Origin of the sequence: Polaromonas sp. (assembly GCF_041689105.1) — a bacterium.
In the GTDB taxonomy this organism is placed as follows: Bacteria; Pseudomonadota; Gammaproteobacteria; order Burkholderiales; family Burkholderiaceae_C; genus Polaromonas.
Window position 1 is genome coordinate 1 of record NZ_JBDNGU010000061.1, and the last position, 15882, is coordinate 15882.

General features: G+C 63.7%; 15 protein-coding genes and 1 pseudogene. 1 reads left to right on the forward strand and 15 read right to left on the reverse strand.

Features of this window, described 5'->3' with window-relative positions:
* The 5 genes from otnK to rpiA all read right to left on the reverse strand — a co-directional run.
* Nucleotides 1-1305: 3-oxo-tetronate kinase (otnK, locus tag ACESMT_RS05040; RefSeq protein WP_372825480.1), on the reverse strand; the 1305-nt coding region annotated here is incomplete at its 3' end.
* Nucleotides 1302-2192, reverse strand: coding sequence for an L-threonate dehydrogenase (gene ltnD / locus ACESMT_RS05045; protein ID WP_372825481.1), 891 nt, complete (start codon nt 2190-2192; stop codon nt 1302-1304). The genes otnK and ltnD, both read right to left, overlap by 4 nt.
* 10 nt (nt 2193-2202) lie before the next feature.
* Nucleotides 2203-3198: a tripartite tricarboxylate transporter substrate binding protein gene (locus ACESMT_RS05050; RefSeq protein ID WP_372825482.1), complete on the reverse strand. Its 996-nt coding sequence runs from the start codon at nt 3196-3198 to the stop codon at nt 2203-2205.
* 133 nt (nt 3199-3331) lie between these two features.
* Nucleotides 3332-4105 (reverse strand): FadR/GntR family transcriptional regulator, encoded by a 774-nt coding sequence (locus tag ACESMT_RS05055; protein ID WP_372825483.1) that lies wholly within the window; start codon nt 4103-4105, stop codon nt 3332-3334.
* A gap of 52 nt (nt 4106-4157) precedes the next feature.
* Complete coding sequence (gene rpiA / locus ACESMT_RS05060) at nt 4158-4829, reverse strand: ribose-5-phosphate isomerase RpiA (RefSeq protein ID WP_372825484.1); 672 nt, start codon at nt 4827-4829, stop codon at nt 4158-4160.
* Between the two features lie 96 nt (nt 4830-4925).
* Between rpiA and ACESMT_RS05065 the strand changes: the two genes are divergently transcribed.
* Complete coding sequence (locus ACESMT_RS05065) at nt 4926-6011, forward strand: quinone-dependent dihydroorotate dehydrogenase (protein ID WP_372825485.1); 1086 nt, start codon at nt 4926-4928, stop codon at nt 6009-6011.
* A 35-nt stretch (nt 6012-6046) separates the two neighbouring features.
* Here ACESMT_RS05065 and ACESMT_RS05070 read toward each other — a convergent pair whose 3' ends face one another.
* The 10 genes and pseudogenes from ACESMT_RS05070 to ACESMT_RS05115 form a co-directional block, all read right to left on the reverse strand.
* On the reverse strand, nt 6047-7591 hold the full coding sequence (locus ACESMT_RS05070) for an amidohydrolase family protein (RefSeq protein ID WP_372825486.1): 1545 nt from the start codon (nt 7589-7591) through the stop codon (nt 6047-6049).
* 18 nt (nt 7592-7609) lie between these two features.
* Nucleotides 7610-8665 (reverse strand): ABC transporter substrate-binding protein, encoded by a 1056-nt coding sequence (locus tag ACESMT_RS05075; RefSeq protein WP_372825487.1) that lies wholly within the window; start codon nt 8663-8665, stop codon nt 7610-7612.
* Between the two features lie 55 nt (nt 8666-8720).
* Nucleotides 8721-9134 carry a DUF3830 family protein gene (locus ACESMT_RS05080; protein WP_372825488.1) on the reverse strand — a complete coding sequence of 138 codons (414 nt, stop codon included), beginning with the start codon at nt 9132-9134 and terminating at the stop codon, nt 8721-8723.
* Nucleotides 9131-9913 carry an ABC transporter permease gene (locus ACESMT_RS05085; protein WP_372825489.1) on the reverse strand — a complete coding sequence of 261 codons (783 nt, stop codon included), beginning with the start codon at nt 9911-9913 and terminating at the stop codon, nt 9131-9133. The genes ACESMT_RS05080 and ACESMT_RS05085 overlap by 4 nt, the downstream gene beginning before the upstream one ends.
* Nucleotides 9910-10782 carry an ABC transporter ATP-binding protein gene (locus ACESMT_RS05090; protein WP_372825494.1) on the reverse strand — a complete coding sequence of 291 codons (873 nt, stop codon included), beginning with the start codon at nt 10780-10782 and terminating at the stop codon, nt 9910-9912. Before ACESMT_RS05090 ends, ACESMT_RS05085 begins: the two co-directional genes overlap by 4 nt.
* 8 nt (nt 10783-10790) lie before the next feature.
* Nucleotides 10791-11957: a ring-opening amidohydrolase gene (locus ACESMT_RS05095; RefSeq protein ID WP_372825490.1), complete on the reverse strand. Its 1167-nt coding sequence runs from the start codon at nt 11955-11957 to the stop codon at nt 10791-10793.
* On the reverse strand, nt 11954-13423 hold the full coding sequence (allB, locus tag ACESMT_RS05100; protein WP_372825491.1) for an allantoinase AllB: 1470 nt from the start codon (nt 13421-13423) through the stop codon (nt 11954-11956). The genes ACESMT_RS05095 and allB overlap by 4 nt, the downstream gene beginning before the upstream one ends.
* 11 nt (nt 13424-13434) lie before the next feature.
* Nucleotides 13435-14226 (reverse strand): SDR family NAD(P)-dependent oxidoreductase, encoded by a 792-nt coding sequence (locus ACESMT_RS05105; RefSeq protein WP_372825492.1) that lies wholly within the window; start codon nt 14224-14226, stop codon nt 13435-13437.
* A gap of 135 nt (nt 14227-14361) precedes the next feature.
* Entirely contained in the window at nt 14362-15393 is a 1032-nt protein-coding gene (locus ACESMT_RS05110; RefSeq protein WP_372825493.1) for an ABC transporter substrate-binding protein, read from the reverse strand.
* A 44-nt stretch (nt 15394-15437) separates the two neighbouring features.
* Nucleotides 15438-15755: pseudogene (locus tag ACESMT_RS05115) on the reverse strand (isochorismatase family protein); the annotation flags it as partial.
* Nucleotides 15756-15882: the final 127 nt, after the last annotated feature.

The window sequence follows — 15882 nt, forward strand, 5'->3', positions numbered from 1 at the left end:
GTTGCCGGACTTCAGTGCCAGATGCAAGCCATCGTGGACTGCGACGGCCGACGACCGCCGGGCCGCCCCAAGGTCGGCGACGCCCCCTTGGGGGGCAGCGAGGACACGCAGTGCCGAGCGTGGGGGCTGAATATGTGCATGGCACCACGGCACACCGGGATCGATCTGCGGACCGATCTGCATGTGCGTGATGCCCAGCGCCTGCACGCAGGCACCCGAGGTTTCTCCGCCAGCCACCACCAGCTGGCGCACACCCGCTTCCACCAAGCCGCGGGCCACAGCGGCCAGCGTGCGCTCAACCATCGTACCGGCCTCGTCGACGCCGAGCCGTCCCTGCACGGATTTGACGTCACTGCTGTCGGCCGTGGAATACACCAGCACCGGGCCCTGCGCCAGCAGCGGGCGGGCCCAGGCCAGCACCTCGGCCGCGACATCGGCACCCGAGGCAATACGCAGCGGATCAATGGCGAGGGCGGGTCGGCCCCGCTTCATGAAGTCCAGCACCTGTCGGTTGGTCGCCAGCGAGCAACTGCCCGACACCACCGCCTGCAGGCCGCCTGCGGCCGGCAACTGGCTGGCCTGCAACGAGGGCGTGATGCCAAAGTTGGTTGGCAGGCCGATCGCCACGCCGGAGCCGGCCGTCACCAGCGGCATACCCTTGAGGGCGCTGCCCAGACGCAGCAGGTCCTCGTTGGACACGGCGTCCACAATCGCCAGGCCCACACCTTCGGCCTGAAGCTGCGTCATGCGCTCGCGCACCGCGACCTCGCCGCGCGCCACCACCCGGTGGTCGATCAGGCCGACACGCCGCTTCGTCTGGGACTGCAACACCCGCACCAGGTTGGCGTCCGCCATGGGTGTCAGCGGGTGGTTCTGCATGCCACTTTCATTGAGCAGCACATCACCGACAAACAGATACCCCTTGAACACCGTGCGATGGTTGTCGGGGAAAGCCGGGGTGGCAATCGTGAAGCCGGTCTTGAGCGCATCCATCAATGCCTCGGTCACCGGGCCGATGTTGCCCTGGGCCGTGCTGTCGAAGGTCGAGCAGTATTTGAAATATATCTGCTGCGCACCCTGGGCCTGCAGCCAGGCCAGTGCGGCCAGCGACTCGGCGATGGCCTGAGCCGGAGGCACCGTGCGCGACTTCAACGCCACTACCACGGCATCCACCTCTGCGTCGAGGGGTTCGTCAGGCACACCAATCGTCTGCACCACCCGCATGCCGGCGCGAACCAGGTTGTTGGCCAGATCTGTCGCGCCGGTGAAGTCATCGGCAATACAACCCAGGCTGATTTTTTTCATGGTTTTTTCGGCAACTCAATGCCCGGGAAAATCTTGATCACTGCGCTGTCGTCCTCTTTGGCAAACCCGGCGGTCGAGGCCTGCATGAACATCTGGTGCGCGGTAGACGACAGCGGCAGCGGAAACTTGCTGGCGCGCGCCATGTCGAGCACGATGCCCAGGTCTTTCACGAAGATGTCCACCGCTGACAACGGCGTGTAGTCAGCCGCCAGCACATGCGCCATGCGGTTCTCAAACATCCAGCTGTTGCCGGCGCTGTGGGTGATGACCTCGTACAGCGCGGCCGCATCCACGCCTTCACGCAGACCCAGCGCCATCGCTTCCGATGCCGCTGCGATGTGTACGCCCGCCAGCAACTGGTTGATGATCTTGACCTTGCTGCCCGCGCCGGCCGCATCTCCAAGCTTGTAGACCTTGGCAGCCATCGCATTGAGTACGGATTCAGCCTTCGCATACGCTGCCGGCGCGCCCGAGGTCATCATGGTCATCTCGCCACTGGCCGCCTTGGCGGCGCCGCCGGAGATCGGCCCGTCGATATACAACAGGCCCAGGTCATTGAGGCGCTTTTCCAGGGCCATCGACCAGTTCGGATCGACCGTCGAGCACATCACGAAAACACTGCCCGGCTTCATGGCGGCGGCGCAGCCGCCCGGGCCGAACAGCACGTTTTCGGTCTGCGCCGCATTGACAACCACCGACACCACCACGTCACAGGCGGCGCCCAGTTCGGCCAGCGACGCGCAGGCTACGCCTCCGCCCTCGGCAAACGCCTGCGCCGCCTCCGGCCGCACATCAAACACACGTACCTCATAACCGGCGCGGCGCAACGACTGCGCCATGCCTTTGCCCATGGCACCCAGACCAACCACACCTGCAACAGACTTCATGGCCGATCTTTCAACCCAGGGTTATTTTGGCAAAGTCCGCCACACGCTTCCACTTTTTCGCATCGGCGGCCATGAACGTCCCCATGGGCGCGGCAGGCAGAAAACCAACCTCGGCGCCACGGGTTTCCATGGCACGGACGACCTCGGGCTCCCGCATGATCTTCTGCAAGGCCTGCTCCAGCGCGCTGATCACGGCGCGTGGTGTGCCCGTTGGCGCCGCGACGCCATACCAGGCGCTCACATCAAACTCCGGCATGCCCAGCTCGACCAGGGTGGGCACGTCCGGCAAGGTCATGCTGCGGCGCCGGGTCGTGACGGCAAGGGCCTTCACTGCACCGCCCTGGATCTGCCCCAACACCGAAGGCAGGTTCTCGAACATCATGTCGACTTCCCCCGACATCAGACCGGTCACTGCTGCGGCGGCACCGCGGTAGGGGATATGTGTGATGAACGTTCCTGTGGTGCTTTTGAACAGCTCTGCGCTGAGGTGCAGCGAGGTACCGTTGCCGTTGGAGGCGTAGTTCATCTTGCCGGGTTCGCGTTTGGCGCGCGCCAACAGGTCGGCAACGGAATTGATGCCGCTTTTGGGGTTGACCACCAGCACATTGGGCACGCGGCCCAGCAAGCTGACCGGTGCGATCTGCTCGGGCTTGTAAGGAAGGCTCGCATACAGCGCCGGGCTGATGGTCAGCGGCGGCGAAGCCATCAGCAAGGTATAGCCGTCGGGCTGGGCGCGGGCGACCTCGGCGGCACCCAGATTGCCGCCGGCCCCCGGCTTGTTCTCGATAACCACCGGCTGGCCCAGCTCCTGTGCCAGACGCGGCCCGACCAGGCGCGCCATGTTGTCGATCAGTCCCCCGGGCGGGAAAGGCACGACCAGGCGAATCGCCTTGGCGGGCCAGGCTTGCGCCAGCGCCAACGAAGGAAGCGCCAGGACAGCAGCCCCCGCCAAAAGACAGTGACGGCGCGAGGTGGAAGTTGGGATGGCTGACTTGACGGGTCGCATGCGGGGGTCTCCTGGTGGTGTGGGAAGCGATGGGTATTTGGGCGTTATTTATATGGTTATCATACAACTTTAGAGCAGCCGACAGCTACAGGTTTTCCCCGATCAGGGGGGCCTGACGCTCCGCGCAGGCGGCTCAGCGCCGGACAGCGTCCGACAGCAGTGCACTGGCCAGTTGCACGCCCTCCTGCTGCCAAAAAGCCGGGTCGGCCTGCTCGATGCGCTGGATCGCGTTGTCCATGTGGCGAGCGGCGGCGCGACGCGCCTTTAAAGGGTCGCCCGCCTCGATGGCGATGGCGATGGCCTCATGTTCCTGCCTGACCTGCCCGGCAAAGTCGGCCCGGCGCGCCTCGTTGGCCCGGGTGACACGCGTCACACCGCGCAAAAACTGCCGCAGGTAGTCCAGCGTGCTGATGAGAAAGGGGTTTTGCGCCGCGTCGGCAATGGCGCGGTGATAGTCCACATCTTCCTCCGCGCCGTCGCCGCCCGCCTTGACCGCCTTGTCGAGCGCCATGATGGCCTGGCGGATCAGCTTGATGTCGGCAGGCGTGCGGCGCTGCGCGGCCAGCGCCGCGACTTCCGCCTCCAGTGCCCGGCGCACCTCGACCATCTGGATCACGGCCTGCATGGATGCGGCCGACCGTGTATCGAAGTTCAGCGGCGCAAACGCGGCCTGCCGCACAAACACACCGCTGCCCTGGCGCGACTCAACTACGCCCAGAGACTTGAGCCGCGACACCGCCTCGCGCACCACCGTGCGGCTGACCGCGAACTGCTCGACCAGCGCGGCCTCGGTCGGCAGCTTCTCGCCAGCGGCAGGCCGGCCCGCGCGGATTTCGGCGGACAGGGCTTCGGCCACCTGTTCTGACAGATGAACGCCGGGTGTGATGGACTGAAAGCGTTGGGTCATGGGAAACGGGAAGTTGTCATATGACTCTACAACATCCAGGCCGCACGTAGCCTCAAAAAACGAGAGTCTTGACGCCGGCCCCGGTGCCCAACAGGCAGACACCGGCTTTTTGGAATGCGAACACACCGACGGTCACGACGCCGGGCCACTGACTGACCCGGGTTTCAAACGCCAGCGGGTCGCTGATCTTGAGCCCCGTCACATCCAGGATGTGCTGGCCGTTGTCGGTCACCAGCGGCCGACTGTCCTTCAGGCGCAGCGTGGCGGTGCCGCCCATGGCCGCAAATTCTCGGACGATGCGCTGTGCCGCCATCGGGATGACTTCCACCGGCAGCGGAAATTGCCCCAGCACCTTCACCAGCTTGGACTCGTCAGCGATGCAGACAAACTTGCGCGACTGCGCCGCGACGATTTTTTCACGCGTGAGCGCCGCGCCGCCGCCCTTGATCATGTGGCCGGCATGGTCAATCTCGTCGGCGCCGTCGATATAAACCGCGAGCTCCTCAACATCCGCCGCCTCGAAGACGGGGATGCCCAGCGCCTTCAGGCGTTCCGTCGACGCCAGCGAGCTCGAGACCGCGCCCTGGATGGTGTGCTTGATGCTGGCCAAAGCATCAATGAACTTGTTGACGGTGGAGCCGGTGCCGACACCGACAATGCTGCCGGGCTCGACGTAATGCAGGGCCGCCTGGCCGACCAGGGTTTTGAGTTCGTCTTGGGTCATGTCGGTCCGTAGGTGAGATGAAGTATTTAAGGTGAAAGCAAGCGGAAGAGGGTTTGCGACAATGGGGCTGTCGCACAGAACAACACAAATTATCCAATGTCCCTGCTCCCCTACGCCCTTGCCCGCCCGTTTTTATTTGGCCTCGACCCGGAAACCGCCCACGAGCTGACCATGGCCTCGCTGGCGCGCACCCAGCACACGCCGCTGGCACTGGCCTACTGCGCCAGCCGCGTGAGCGACCCGGTCGAGCTGGCCGGTCTCAAATTTCCCAACCGTGTCGGCCTGGCCGCCGGACTGGACAAAAACGCGCGCTGCATCGACGGCCTGGCCGGGATGGGTTTCGGTTTTGTTGAGGTCGGCACCGTCACACCCAAGGCGCAGCCGGGCAACCCCAAGCCGCGCATGTTCCGCCTGCCGCAGGCCAACGCACTGATCAACCGGCTCGGGTTGAATAATGACGGACTGGACGCTTTCATTGCCAATGTGCAGCAATCAACCTTCAGCAAACGCAAAGGCGCCAGCCCGCCGCTGCTGGGCCTGAACATCGGAAAAAATGCAACCACGCCGATGGAACGTGCCACGGATGACTACCTCGCCTGCCTGGACGGGGTGTACCCGCACGCCGACTACGTCACCATCAACATCTCCAGCCCCAACACCAAGAATCTCCGGACCCTGCAGGGTGACGAAGCGCTGGACAGCCTGTTGGCGGCCATGTCGCAGCGGCGTGAAGCACTGGCGCAACAGCACGCGCGGCGTGTTCCCTTTTTCGTCAAGATTGCGCCTGATCTCGACGACAGCCAGATCGAGGTCATTGCCCGTACCCTGCAACGCTACGAAGAAACCGACGCGGCTGGCAGCAGCCTGGGCTGGGGTGTCCTCGCCACCAACACCACGGTCAGCCGCGAAGCCGTCGCCGGCCTGCCGCACGCGGAAGAGACCGGCGGCTTGTCGGGTGCGCCGGTGTTGCAGGCCAGCAACCGCGTAATCAGCCAGCTGCGAAAAGCCCTTGGGCGCGGCTTTCCCATCATCGGCGTGGGCGGCATCTTGAGCGCCGCAGACGCTGTCAGCAAAATAAATGCCGGAGCGGATGTGGTGCAGATATACACGGGCCTGATCTATAAAGGCCCGGACCTGGTGCGGCAAGCGGCTTTGGCCATCAAAACCTCGTGCAGGCACTGACGGGACCCACGACTTTTGCTGCAGTGGACGCCCTCTCAGCAGCAACCGGCCAGGTGTATCCCGCGCCGATAAAACGGTCCGAGGTCTTCCGCCAGCGCCTTTAAGGTGCTGCGCCAGCTGTCCGCGCCATCGTGCGCGCCGAGCGCAGCTCGCAATTGCGCGTGCAGCTCCATGCGCAGCGCGGTTTCGTCGAGCGTCAGCAATCGCCCATCCCGTACGATGCAGCGGCCGCTGGCCCAGACCTGTGCCACATGGCTGCCGTTGGCGCGCGCCAGCAGCAGGTCCAGCGGGTCAACACCGCCAAACAAGCTGTGGTTGTCCAGCGCCTCCCAGTCCAGCACCAGCAGATCAGCCGGCGCACCCGCAACAATGTGCGCGGAAGGCGCACCCGCTGGCCCCGCGCCGTTCACGCTGCGCCGACCATGATGCGCCGCAAAGGCCCATAGCTGGGCGCGCGTCATGTCGACGTCATAACCCCAGCCGCGATGCAGAAGGTAGCCCAGGCGCATTTCGCGCAAGGCGTCGTCGTCTTCGTCGAGCGCCATGCCGTCCAGCCCCATGGCCACCCGGCAGCCCTGGCGCAGCATTTCGGCCACCGGGGCGACACCGGACTTCAACCCCAGATTCGAACTGGTGTTGACCGCGATAGTCACGCCGCGCTCTGCCAGCAAGGCGAGTTCGCAGGGGCGGGCCCAAGTACAGTGCGCCAGTGTCAGGCGTTCGCTGAGCAGACCGATATCGTCAAGGAAACGCACGATGCCCTCTGGATGGGCCCGGTCCGCCCAGTCCCGCTGGTAGCGGGTTTCAAGCAAATGCATGTGGACCGGTCGGCCGGTATCGGCCGAGGCGCGGGCAATCGCCTCCAGCAGCGGCGTGCCGCACCACTGCACGCCGGTCGGACCGTATTGAACCGTCATATGCTGCGCCAGCGTGCCACCCTCATCAGCACTGACCATACTGGCAACTTCGTCGACCACCGCCAGTTGCTGCGCTGGTGATACCGGGCGCACGGACAAGCGACCGGCCACGGCAGCCCGAATGCCAGGTCTCAATGCCGCCAGCACCTGCTCATCGGCGCCATAGGCAATGCCATGGCGGTCGCGCATGCCCACCGCAAAACCGATGCGCACGCCGACGTCGCGCGCGGCTCGCGCGACTGCCTGGGCTTCTTCCAGGTAACTGCCAATGCCCTGGACCCGCGTGTAGTGCACCATCACATGCGTAGCTCCCTGGCGCGCCGAGCGCGCCAGGGACGTGACCGCGCATAAATAGGGGTCCACGCCTGGCAGAATGCCCGAGAAAAAAGGCAACCAGGACTCCAGCGGCTGACCGAACGCGCCCAGCGTCGCGCTGCGCACGGTGCGCGCATGGTCATGCGCATTGCTGAGCGCTGGCAAGGCGAGCAGCCTCGGTCCGGCAGGCGCCTGCAGCAGCGGTGTGACCGCCTGAACGCGGCCTGAGCTGATGACGATGCGCACATTTTCAAGCGCGGCGCTGCTGCCCGGGTCCGGCAGCAGCCAGGCGCAGTCGAGCGCTTCGCCCGCCGGCATGTCCTGAGGTGGCGGCATTGGCAATGTCATTTTGTGCAGAAGAGGAATTTATTTCGCTGAAATTTTTCGCTCTGCCAGAGGTGGCAAAAAGCGCCCGTCGAAAATTTCCGAAGGAGCTGGCTGGCGCGCCAGCTCAAACGCATCCTTGACCTGAACAATCGACCGGGCCAGGCGTTCATCGCTGACATCCCCAACGCCAGCGGCAAGCACCTCGGGCGTAATCATGACGGTTTTCAGGGTGTACATCAGACGGCGTTTCTCAAGCTCCTTGTTGAGCAGTGGTTCGCGTTTGAGCAAGGCGGCAATGGCGGCATCCGGGTCGGCCAGCGTATCGCGCAGCCCCTTGTTGATGGCACGCACCAGGCCCGCCACGGCCTGCGGCTTTTCCTTGATCAACTGCTGCGACACCATCACACCGTTGCCGTACAGGTCCACGCCGTGGTCGGCGAAGTGAAACCAGCGGATGTCCTTGTCCGGGTCAACGCCCTGTGCCACCAGGTTCATGTAACTGGTGACCGAAAACACCGCTGCACCTTCGACATGGTCCTTGAGCATGAGTTGCTCCTGCAGGTTGGGCGCGACGTTGGTCCATTTGACCTTGGTTACATCCAGACCGCTTTTGCCGGCCATCACCGGGAACATGCGCCCCGCAGCGGAGCCGGCGGGGGTGCCGAGCGTTCGGCCTTCCAGGTCCTTGAGCGACTTGATCGGGCTGCCCGACTTGACGATCAGCGCAAACGGCGCGCGGTTGTAGATCATATAGACCATGACCGGCGCCGCACCCGGCTTGACGGAGGCATTCTGGATGATCGCATTGACATCGCCAAAGCCAGCTTGGTAGGCGCCCGCCATCACCTTGCTGACGGTAGCGGCCGAACCGTCGCCCTGGTCGATGGTAACGGCCAGCTTTTCCTGGGCAAAGTAACCCTTGTCTTCAGCCAGGTAGTACCAGGCGTGAATGCCCTGGAGCTTCCAGTCCAGCACAAACTTGATGGGCGTGAGCTCCTGCGCCTGCACGTTGGCGGGCAGTGACGCGGCCAATGGCAGCGCCACGGCGGTCGCCAAAATCAGGGCCGCGCTGCGGCGGGAATAACGGTGTTGCATGGAATGCTCCTGGTTAAAAGAAATCAATCGCGGGAAGATAAACGCGCCGACTACTTCAGAGTGCCTCGAAAAGCACGTCTTGCGCGCCCTCCCACAGAACCCGCGTACCCAGCACGCGCAGCTGTTCGCGGCCCTCAACAATGGTCAGAAAGTGATTGCCAGCCAGTGGTCCCATCTTGCTGGCGAAGCTGCAGGCGCCATAGGCCAGGATAATTTCGGTTTCGCTGTAGCCACCGGGATAAAACAGGATGTCGCCGACGGACGGGTGGCTGGTGTGGTTTTCAAAACTCACGCCCAGCTGAAAGTCGCCCAGCGGTACCCAGCAGCCTTCGCCGCTCCAGCGCACATGGATCAGCTTTTGCCGGTACGGCAGCAGCTTGGAGAACGCCGCCACGGTCAGCGGTGCATCGGGGTGGGTCTCGGCGACAAAACGCAGCCCGCCCGCGGTGATCAAAATCCGCTTGTTCATGCCATGGCCATTTCTGTTTTTCGTTGTGCCCAGCCCGTCATGCGCTGCTCGACCCAGGACGACAAGGCATACAGCGCCACGCCCATGGCCGCCAAAAGGAACAGCCCGGCAAACACCAACGGCACATCAAAGTTTCCGCTGGCAATCATCATGACCGTGCCGATGCCGCGGTTCGCAGCCACTGTCTCGCTGAGCACCGTGCCGACAAAGGCCAGCGTGATGGCGATCTTCAGCGAGGCGAAAAAATAAGGAAGTGCGCGCGGCAAGCCGACGTTCCAGAGAATGTCGCGTTTGCTGGCGCCCAGCACCCTCAGCACGTCTTCGAGCTCGGGCTCGGTACTGGCCAGCCCGGTCGCGACATTAACCACCACCGGAAAAATGCAGATCACCATGGAGGTCAAAATCGCAGGCACGGTGCCGGCGCCGAACCAGACCACAAACAGCGGCACCACCGCCACCTTGGGAATACTTGAAAAGCCCACCAGCAGCGGATAGGCCACGTCGTACGCCAGTTTGGAAGAGCCGATGGCCACACCAATCAGGATGCCGAGCAGGACGCCCATCACAAAGCCGGCCAGTGTGGTGTACAGCGTCTGCACTGTGTGCGGCCACAGCAAAGGCATTTTTTCGATCAGCACACGAGCGATCTGGCTGGGCCGCGGCAAGATCAAATCCGATACACCACCGACCAGACAGACCAGCTCCCAGAGCACAAAAAAACTGACCAGGGCCAGAGCCGACAGCAAGCGCTGACGGGTTTGAGCTGAAAGCGCGTTCATGCCGTAACTCCCTGCACCGTCGCGAGAGGCAACGCTGCATCTGCAACCTTTCGGGCATCGGCAATACGCATGCGCAACTGTTGAACCAGGCTGGCAAACTCGGGGGAATAACTGCTTTCCAGCGTACGCGGACGTGCGAACGGCACCTCCCGCGTTTCCAGAATCCGGCCCGGGCGCGCGCTCATCACGCAGATACGGTTGGCCAGATAGGCCGATTCGCGCAGGTCATGGGTGACCAGCAGCACCGTGGGCTTCTTGGCCATCCATAGCGCCTGCATGATGTCCCAGAGCTCTTCGCGGGTGAATTGGTCCAGCGCGCCGAAAGGCTCGTCGAGCAGCAGCAGTTCGGGCTCGTGCACCAGAGCGCGGCACAGCGACGCCCGCTGCAGCATGCCGCCGGAAAGCTGCCAAGGGCGCTTGTCGCCAAACCCCGCCAAACCGACCTGCGCCAGCAAGGCTTCGGCACGGTCCTTGTACTCACCTTTTTTCTTGCGTGCGAAGTCCTGCCGGAAGGGTTCGACGATCTTCAGCGGGATCATCACGTTTTCGAGGATCGTCAGCCAGGGCAGCATGGTCGGGTTTTGAAACGCCAAACCAATGCGCAAGCGCGGAGCGAGCGAAGCGTGGCGATCCCCGGCGCTGCGGGTGGCGGCAGCCCCCACCTCGCGCCCGCCGGCGACGACGGCCCCCGAGGTCGGCTTGAGCAAGCCGGCCACCAGCTTGAGAATAGTCGATTTGCCGCAGCCACTGGGGCCAACTAGAGCCACGAAATCGCCCTTGTCTATGCCGAGCGTGGTGTGGTCCAGGGCAACTGTGCCGCCGCCGTAGCAAAGCATCACATCGGAAAGCTGAATAAAGTTGTTTCCCATGTCGTCTTTCATGTGCGGGAGATGGAAGAAAAAAGCACCTCGCCCGCATCCGGCACACGCAAGATCGCTGCCACGGGACCGCCGCCCGCCGGACCCTGATGTTCAGCGCCGCCGGACACATACAGCGCGCCATGCCCGGCCACCGAGGCCAGCACGGCACCGACCACGGCGCGCGCGTGACGCGTGGAATGGATGTCCGAATCATTGAGCATGGTGTGCCGCGCGCCGCGCAGCAGGCCATCCGGGCTAGCTTCAGCCTTGGCGAGAAAGTTGACCAATTGACCGGCCAGGGCCTGCGCATCGCGTTCGGCGTCCAGACCGAACGCGCCCTTCAGCAACGCCCGCACGCTGGCTGCATCAACACCATCGTTCATGACGGTGTGCGCGATGCGAAACGCAGACGCACTGCCCGCCGCCTCGCCCAGCACGATCACCACATTGCCCTCCAGCTCAATGCCAGCTGAAACCGAGGCCCGGGCTGAATACAGGCTCCAGTCGGCCAGCACCGCCGCATCACTGGCCTGGGCCCGTTGCAGTTCACCGAGCGCCACCGCGACCCCCAGCGCCGAAGCACCGCGCGAGTAGCCCATGGATTCGTAGCTGTCGCTGGTCACCGGCGCGGCGCCACGCGACAGCGCAGCCGACACCTTCGCGGATGTCAGCAGCGGGCACTTGACCTGCACCAAGTGCACGTCGGCCGCGTCCCCGATACCAGCATCACGCATCGCCTCGGCAACGGCCGCCGCAGTCGCGTCGATCTGTGCGGCGCGGCCCAGTTCCTCGGGCAGAAAATCACGCGTCTGGGCAATGCCTATGACGAGGCGCTTGCCGGTGTCCGCCGGCTTGTTCGCCCCAGGCAGCCAGCGCCGGCTGAACACGGTGAAATGCGGCGATAAAACGCCCTCCGTGCCGCCCGACATCACCAGCGCCACGCGCCCATGGACCTGCTGCGGCGTGCATCCGAACGCCGGCGCCAGCAGCTGGCACCAGGCGGCGCTGGCGTACTCGCGGGTGAAATCATTGACGCAGCCATTGCCTTCGGTTTTACCCATCACTGCCACGATGTCGGCAGCAACCAGTTCACCCGCGTCCAGCAAAGCCTGCACGCTCGACAGGTCGCCCGGACCGCTACAGGGAACGCGCCAGACGCCGACCTGCTGGCGTTGCTCACTCATGCTCCGTCTCCGAAAGCTGGCCCTGTCGGCAATGCGTTCACCGGCAAGCCGGCTGGCGTGGTCAGGATGGCGCTGCTGTAATGTTCTGTGTTGCGCGGCCGAGGCGCGGGCATTTTCTGCACACTCTTGACCGATCGACCCCAGCCCGCTGCGTCCGCCACCAGCTTGCCGTCGCGCATGACAAACCTGCCCCGCAGCAAGGTGTGCAGCGGGTACCCCTGCACCGCCCGGCCGTGCCAAGGGGAAATCTTGCTGACGCTTTGCAGGCGGTTTTGGGACAGGGTGCCCGTGCGCTGCATGTCGACTACCGCGATGTCGGCGTGCGCGCCCGGCGCAATCACGCCCTTGGTGCCGTACAGGCCCCAAGCCTTGGCCGGGGCCACAGCGCTCCAGCGCACATAGTCCATCAGGGTCGCCCTCTGACGGTTGATCTCCGTCAGCATCAGCGGCATCTGGGTTTCGACCCCCGGAAAACCGCAGTCGCAGTCCCAGATGCTCTCGCGGGTCTTTTCTTCCGGCGCATGCGGCGCATGGTCGGTGGCAATCATGTCGATGGTGCCGTCCATCAGCGCGTCCCAAAGCGGCTGGTTGTGCCGGGCCTCGCGGATCGGCGGGTTCAGCCGCATGATGCCGCCCAGCTTGAGCATGTGGCCGGTGTTGAGCAGCAGATATTGCGGGCAGGTTTCGGCCGTGACGTCCACGCCCCGCCGCTTGGCTTCGCGCAGCAAATACAGCGAATCGGCCGCGCTGTGGTGCGCAATGTGCACGCGTGCTCCGGTCCATTCGGCCAGCGTCAGCACTCGCCCGATGGCTTCAATCTCGGCCACCGCAGGCCGTGACGCCAGGTGCGCCAGCGCATCGATACGGCCAGCGGCTTGCATTTGCTGCTGCCGACGGAGCATGATCGACGAGTTTTCAGCATGCACCACCGTGCGTATGCCCAGGGGCGCGAGTTTTTCAAAACCTTCGAGCAAGGCACCATCGGTCGGCGCCGGCAGGTTGCCAAAGGTATTGCCGACAAAGGCCTTGAAGCTGGTCACACCGGCCTCGAGCAATTCTTCCAGGCGGTCCACCGTGTCGTCGCCCAGCAAGCCGTGGATGCCGAAATCGACATACGAGGACTCGGCCGCCTTTTGTTTGAGGCGCAAGGCTTCGACGGTTGCTGTCGGCGGATTGGTGTTGGGCATTTCGAACACGGTCGTCACGCCGCCGCAGGCCGCCGCCGCCGAGCCCGTCTTCCAGGTTTCCTTGTGCGGATAGCCGGGGTCGCGAAAGTGGACGTGACTGTCGATGGCGCCAGGCAGCAGGAACAGGCCATCGGCGCGCATCTCTTCGCGCGCCGGGGGCATCAGGTCGTCGTGTCCGACGGCCACGATCAACTCGCCCGCAATCGCGACGGAGGCCTCGATGATCTGGTCACCGGAGACGACGCGTGCGCCCCGGATCACCAGGTCGACTTCTTTCATGTTGTTTCCTTTCATAACAGGGCCCATCCGCCGTCAACCGGCAAGTCAATGCCCGTGATCTGGCGCGAGACATCGCTGGCAAGAAAAAGGCAGGCATTCGCCACATCGGCATCGGTCGAAACCCGCTTCAGGGCGTAGTCAGCGGCATGACGCGTCATGGCCTCGTCAAGAGAAATGCCGAGCTTGTCGGCCATGTTGGCGCAGACCTTATCCCGAAAGCGCGGTCCATCGACCATGCCCGGCGCCACGCAATTGACGTTGATGCCGTAAGGCCCGGCCTCCAGTGCAAAACTTTTGGTGATGCCGCGCAGCCCCCACTTGGACGCGGCGTAAGCCATGCGGCCCGCACGCCCGCGCATGCCAAAGGTGCCGCCCACATTGACCACCTTGCCGCTCTTGCGCTCGACCATGCCGGGCAGCACCGCGTGCATGGTGTTAAAGCAACCGGTCATGTTGAGCTGCACGATCGCCTCGAACTCTTCCGTGCTCGTCTCCCAGCCGGTTTTACCGATCGGGCCGGAGCCGCCGGCCACATTGACCAGCACGTCGATGCGGCCAAAAGCCTGCAGCGCAGCGGCGGCCAGCGCCTCGGTCTGCGCCGGCCGGGTCATGTCGCAAGCAATCACCAGCGCTTGAACACCCATCGCCCTCGCCTCGGCGGCGACGGGCTCGATGGCGGCGGTGTCGCGCCCGGCCAGCACCAGCACGGCGCCTTCGCGGGCAAAGGCAAGGCTGACAGCGCGGCCCATGCCCTTGGCCGGCCCGGTGATCAGCGTCACCTTGCCGTGGAGTTCGAGATCCATGAAAGTATTCCTGAAAAAAGTTACTGGATTGCTACTAAATTAATAGCTGCCCCCGCCCGTATTGAAAGGGCTGGAGCACTAAAACGCTTCAGACAAAGGCAGCCAATCGGTCAACTGCCCCGCTGGCTGGCGATCTCAGAGTTTCGAAGGCCGATCGGCCCGCGCTGGCAAAAAGCTGCGGTTGAAAACTTCTTCAGGTGCGGGCGTGCGCGGCAGCTGGTTGGCCTCGACCACAATCGCAATGGCCTTTTTCAGACGTTCGTCATCGACGTCACCCAGGCCGATGCGGGCAATCTCCGGGTGGCTCATGTCGTTGCGAATCGTCGCCAGCAGCTTCTCTTTTTCCACCTCGCGCTTGAGCAGCGGTTCACGCTTCATCGCGTAGTCCACGCCGGCGTCGGGGTTGGCCGCCACCTCCTTGATCGCGCGGTTCAGCGCCTTGACAAAGCCCTGCACCGCCTTCGGGTTCTCTGCAATGAAGTTCTTGGAGAAGAAGATGGCGTTGGCATACAGGTCCATGCCGTAATCGCCGTAACGGATAAAGCGCAGATCCTTTGCCGGATCCAACCCCATCGCCTTGGCGCTGAAGGTCACCGTGGTGACGTAGCCGAAGGCGGCATCGATTTGCCCGCGCGAGAGCATCTGCTCACGCAGGTTGGGCGCCATGTTGGTGATGGTCACCTTGCTCGCGTCGATTTTGGCCAGCTTGGCAAACGCCGGGAACAGCTTGAGCGCCGCATCGTTGGCAGGACCGCCTATGGTTTTGCCTTCCAGATCCTTGGGCGTCTTGATGGGGCTGTCCTGCTTGACGACCACGGTGAACGGCGGCGTGTTGTACATCATGTACACGGCAACCGGCGCATCGGCCGGGCGTTTGGCGGCCAGATCGATCAGCGCGTTCAAATCGCCAAAACCGGCTTGGTAGGCGCCCGAGGCTACTTTGGGGATGGAGGCGGCCGAGCCCGCGCCCTGGTCAATCTCAACCTCCAGCCCCTCTTCCTTGAAATAGCCTTTGTCCTGCGCCAGGAAAAACCAGGACTGCGCGCCCTCGTACTTCCAGTTCAGCACCATCTTGATTTTGGTTTGCGCGCTGGCCGCGACGGGCAGCAGCGTCATGCAGAGGCCGAGAGCGCTCAAGGCGAGGGTCAGGCGGCGTTTGGTAGTCATGCGAAATCCTTTCAGGTTGCGGTTGAGGTTCAGAAAAACGTGATCTATTTTTTGGCGCGTAAATTTCGCCGCACCGGCTGCGGGCTGCTTGCGGCAAGCGCCGCAAGCAAGGCGCCCGAGTCCGCCACAAAACCATGCAGCTGCTGCACGATGAAATGGATGGCCTTGGTGACATACGCGGGTGATGGTGTGCTGCAGGCGTTGGACAGCAACACGCAGTCGTAACCCAGAAAGCCCGCGTCCTGCAAAGTCGAAAAAACGCAGCGATCGGTGTTCACGCCGGCAAACAGCAGCGTCGTGATGCCTTGCTGGCGCAAGATACTGTCGAGTTCGTTATCCCAAAAACCGCTCAGAGATCGAGAGTTTTTCGGAAACCAACGGGGCTGGCGGCTGGGCCGAAGGTTTTGGCGATTTCATCGACACGTCGATGTGCCAAGGGGTAAATGCGTTTGATCGACGCTGAATCCGTTCTGGCGGAGCCCATTTTTA

What these genes read in the sequence shown, in the direction of transcription:
- ACESMT_RS05090 (WP_372825494.1), bottom strand. Translation starts at nt 10,782, where the DNA reads ATGGGAAACAACTTTATTCAGCTTTCCGATGTGATGCTTTGCTACGGC.
- rpiA (WP_372825484.1), bottom strand. Translation starts at nt 4,829, where the DNA reads ATGACCCAAGACGAACTCAAAACCCTGGTCGGCCAGGCGGCCCTGCAT.
- ACESMT_RS05105 (WP_372825492.1), bottom strand. Translation starts at nt 14,226, where the DNA reads ATGGATCTCGAACTCCACGGCAAGGTGACGCTGATCACCGGGCCGGCC.
- ACESMT_RS05050 (WP_372825482.1), bottom strand. Translation starts at nt 3,198, where the DNA reads ATGCGACCCGTCAAGTCAGCCATCCCAACTTCCACCTCGCGCCGTCAC.
- ACESMT_RS05085 (WP_372825489.1), bottom strand. Translation starts at nt 9,913, where the DNA reads ATGAACGCGCTTTCAGCTCAAACCCGTCAGCGCTTGCTGTCGGCTCTG.
- allB (WP_372825491.1), bottom strand. Translation starts at nt 13,423, where the DNA reads ATGAAAGAAGTCGACCTGGTGATCCGGGGCGCACGCGTCGTCTCCGGT.
- ACESMT_RS05075 (WP_372825487.1), bottom strand. Translation starts at nt 8,665, where the DNA reads ATGCAACACCGTTATTCCCGCCGCAGCGCGGCCCTGATTTTGGCGACC.
- ACESMT_RS05065 (WP_372825485.1), top strand. Translation starts at nt 4,926, where the DNA reads ATGTCCCTGCTCCCCTACGCCCTTGCCCGCCCGTTTTTATTTGGCCTC.
- ltnD (WP_372825481.1), bottom strand. Translation starts at nt 2,192, where the DNA reads ATGAAGTCTGTTGCAGGTGTGGTTGGTCTGGGTGCCATGGGCAAAGGC.
- ACESMT_RS05055 (WP_372825483.1), bottom strand. Translation starts at nt 4,105, where the DNA reads ATGACCCAACGCTTTCAGTCCATCACACCCGGCGTTCATCTGTCAGAA.
- ACESMT_RS05080 (WP_372825488.1), bottom strand. Translation starts at nt 9,134, where the DNA reads ATGAACAAGCGGATTTTGATCACCGCGGGCGGGCTGCGTTTTGTCGCC.
- ACESMT_RS05110 (WP_372825493.1), bottom strand. Translation starts at nt 15,393, where the DNA reads ATGACTACCAAACGCCGCCTGACCCTCGCCTTGAGCGCTCTCGGCCTC.
- ACESMT_RS05070 (WP_372825486.1), bottom strand. Translation starts at nt 7,591, where the DNA reads ATGACATTGCCAATGCCGCCACCTCAGGACATGCCGGCGGGCGAAGCG.
- ACESMT_RS05095 (WP_372825490.1), bottom strand. Translation starts at nt 11,957, where the DNA reads ATGAGTGAGCAACGCCAGCAGGTCGGCGTCTGGCGCGTTCCCTGTAGC.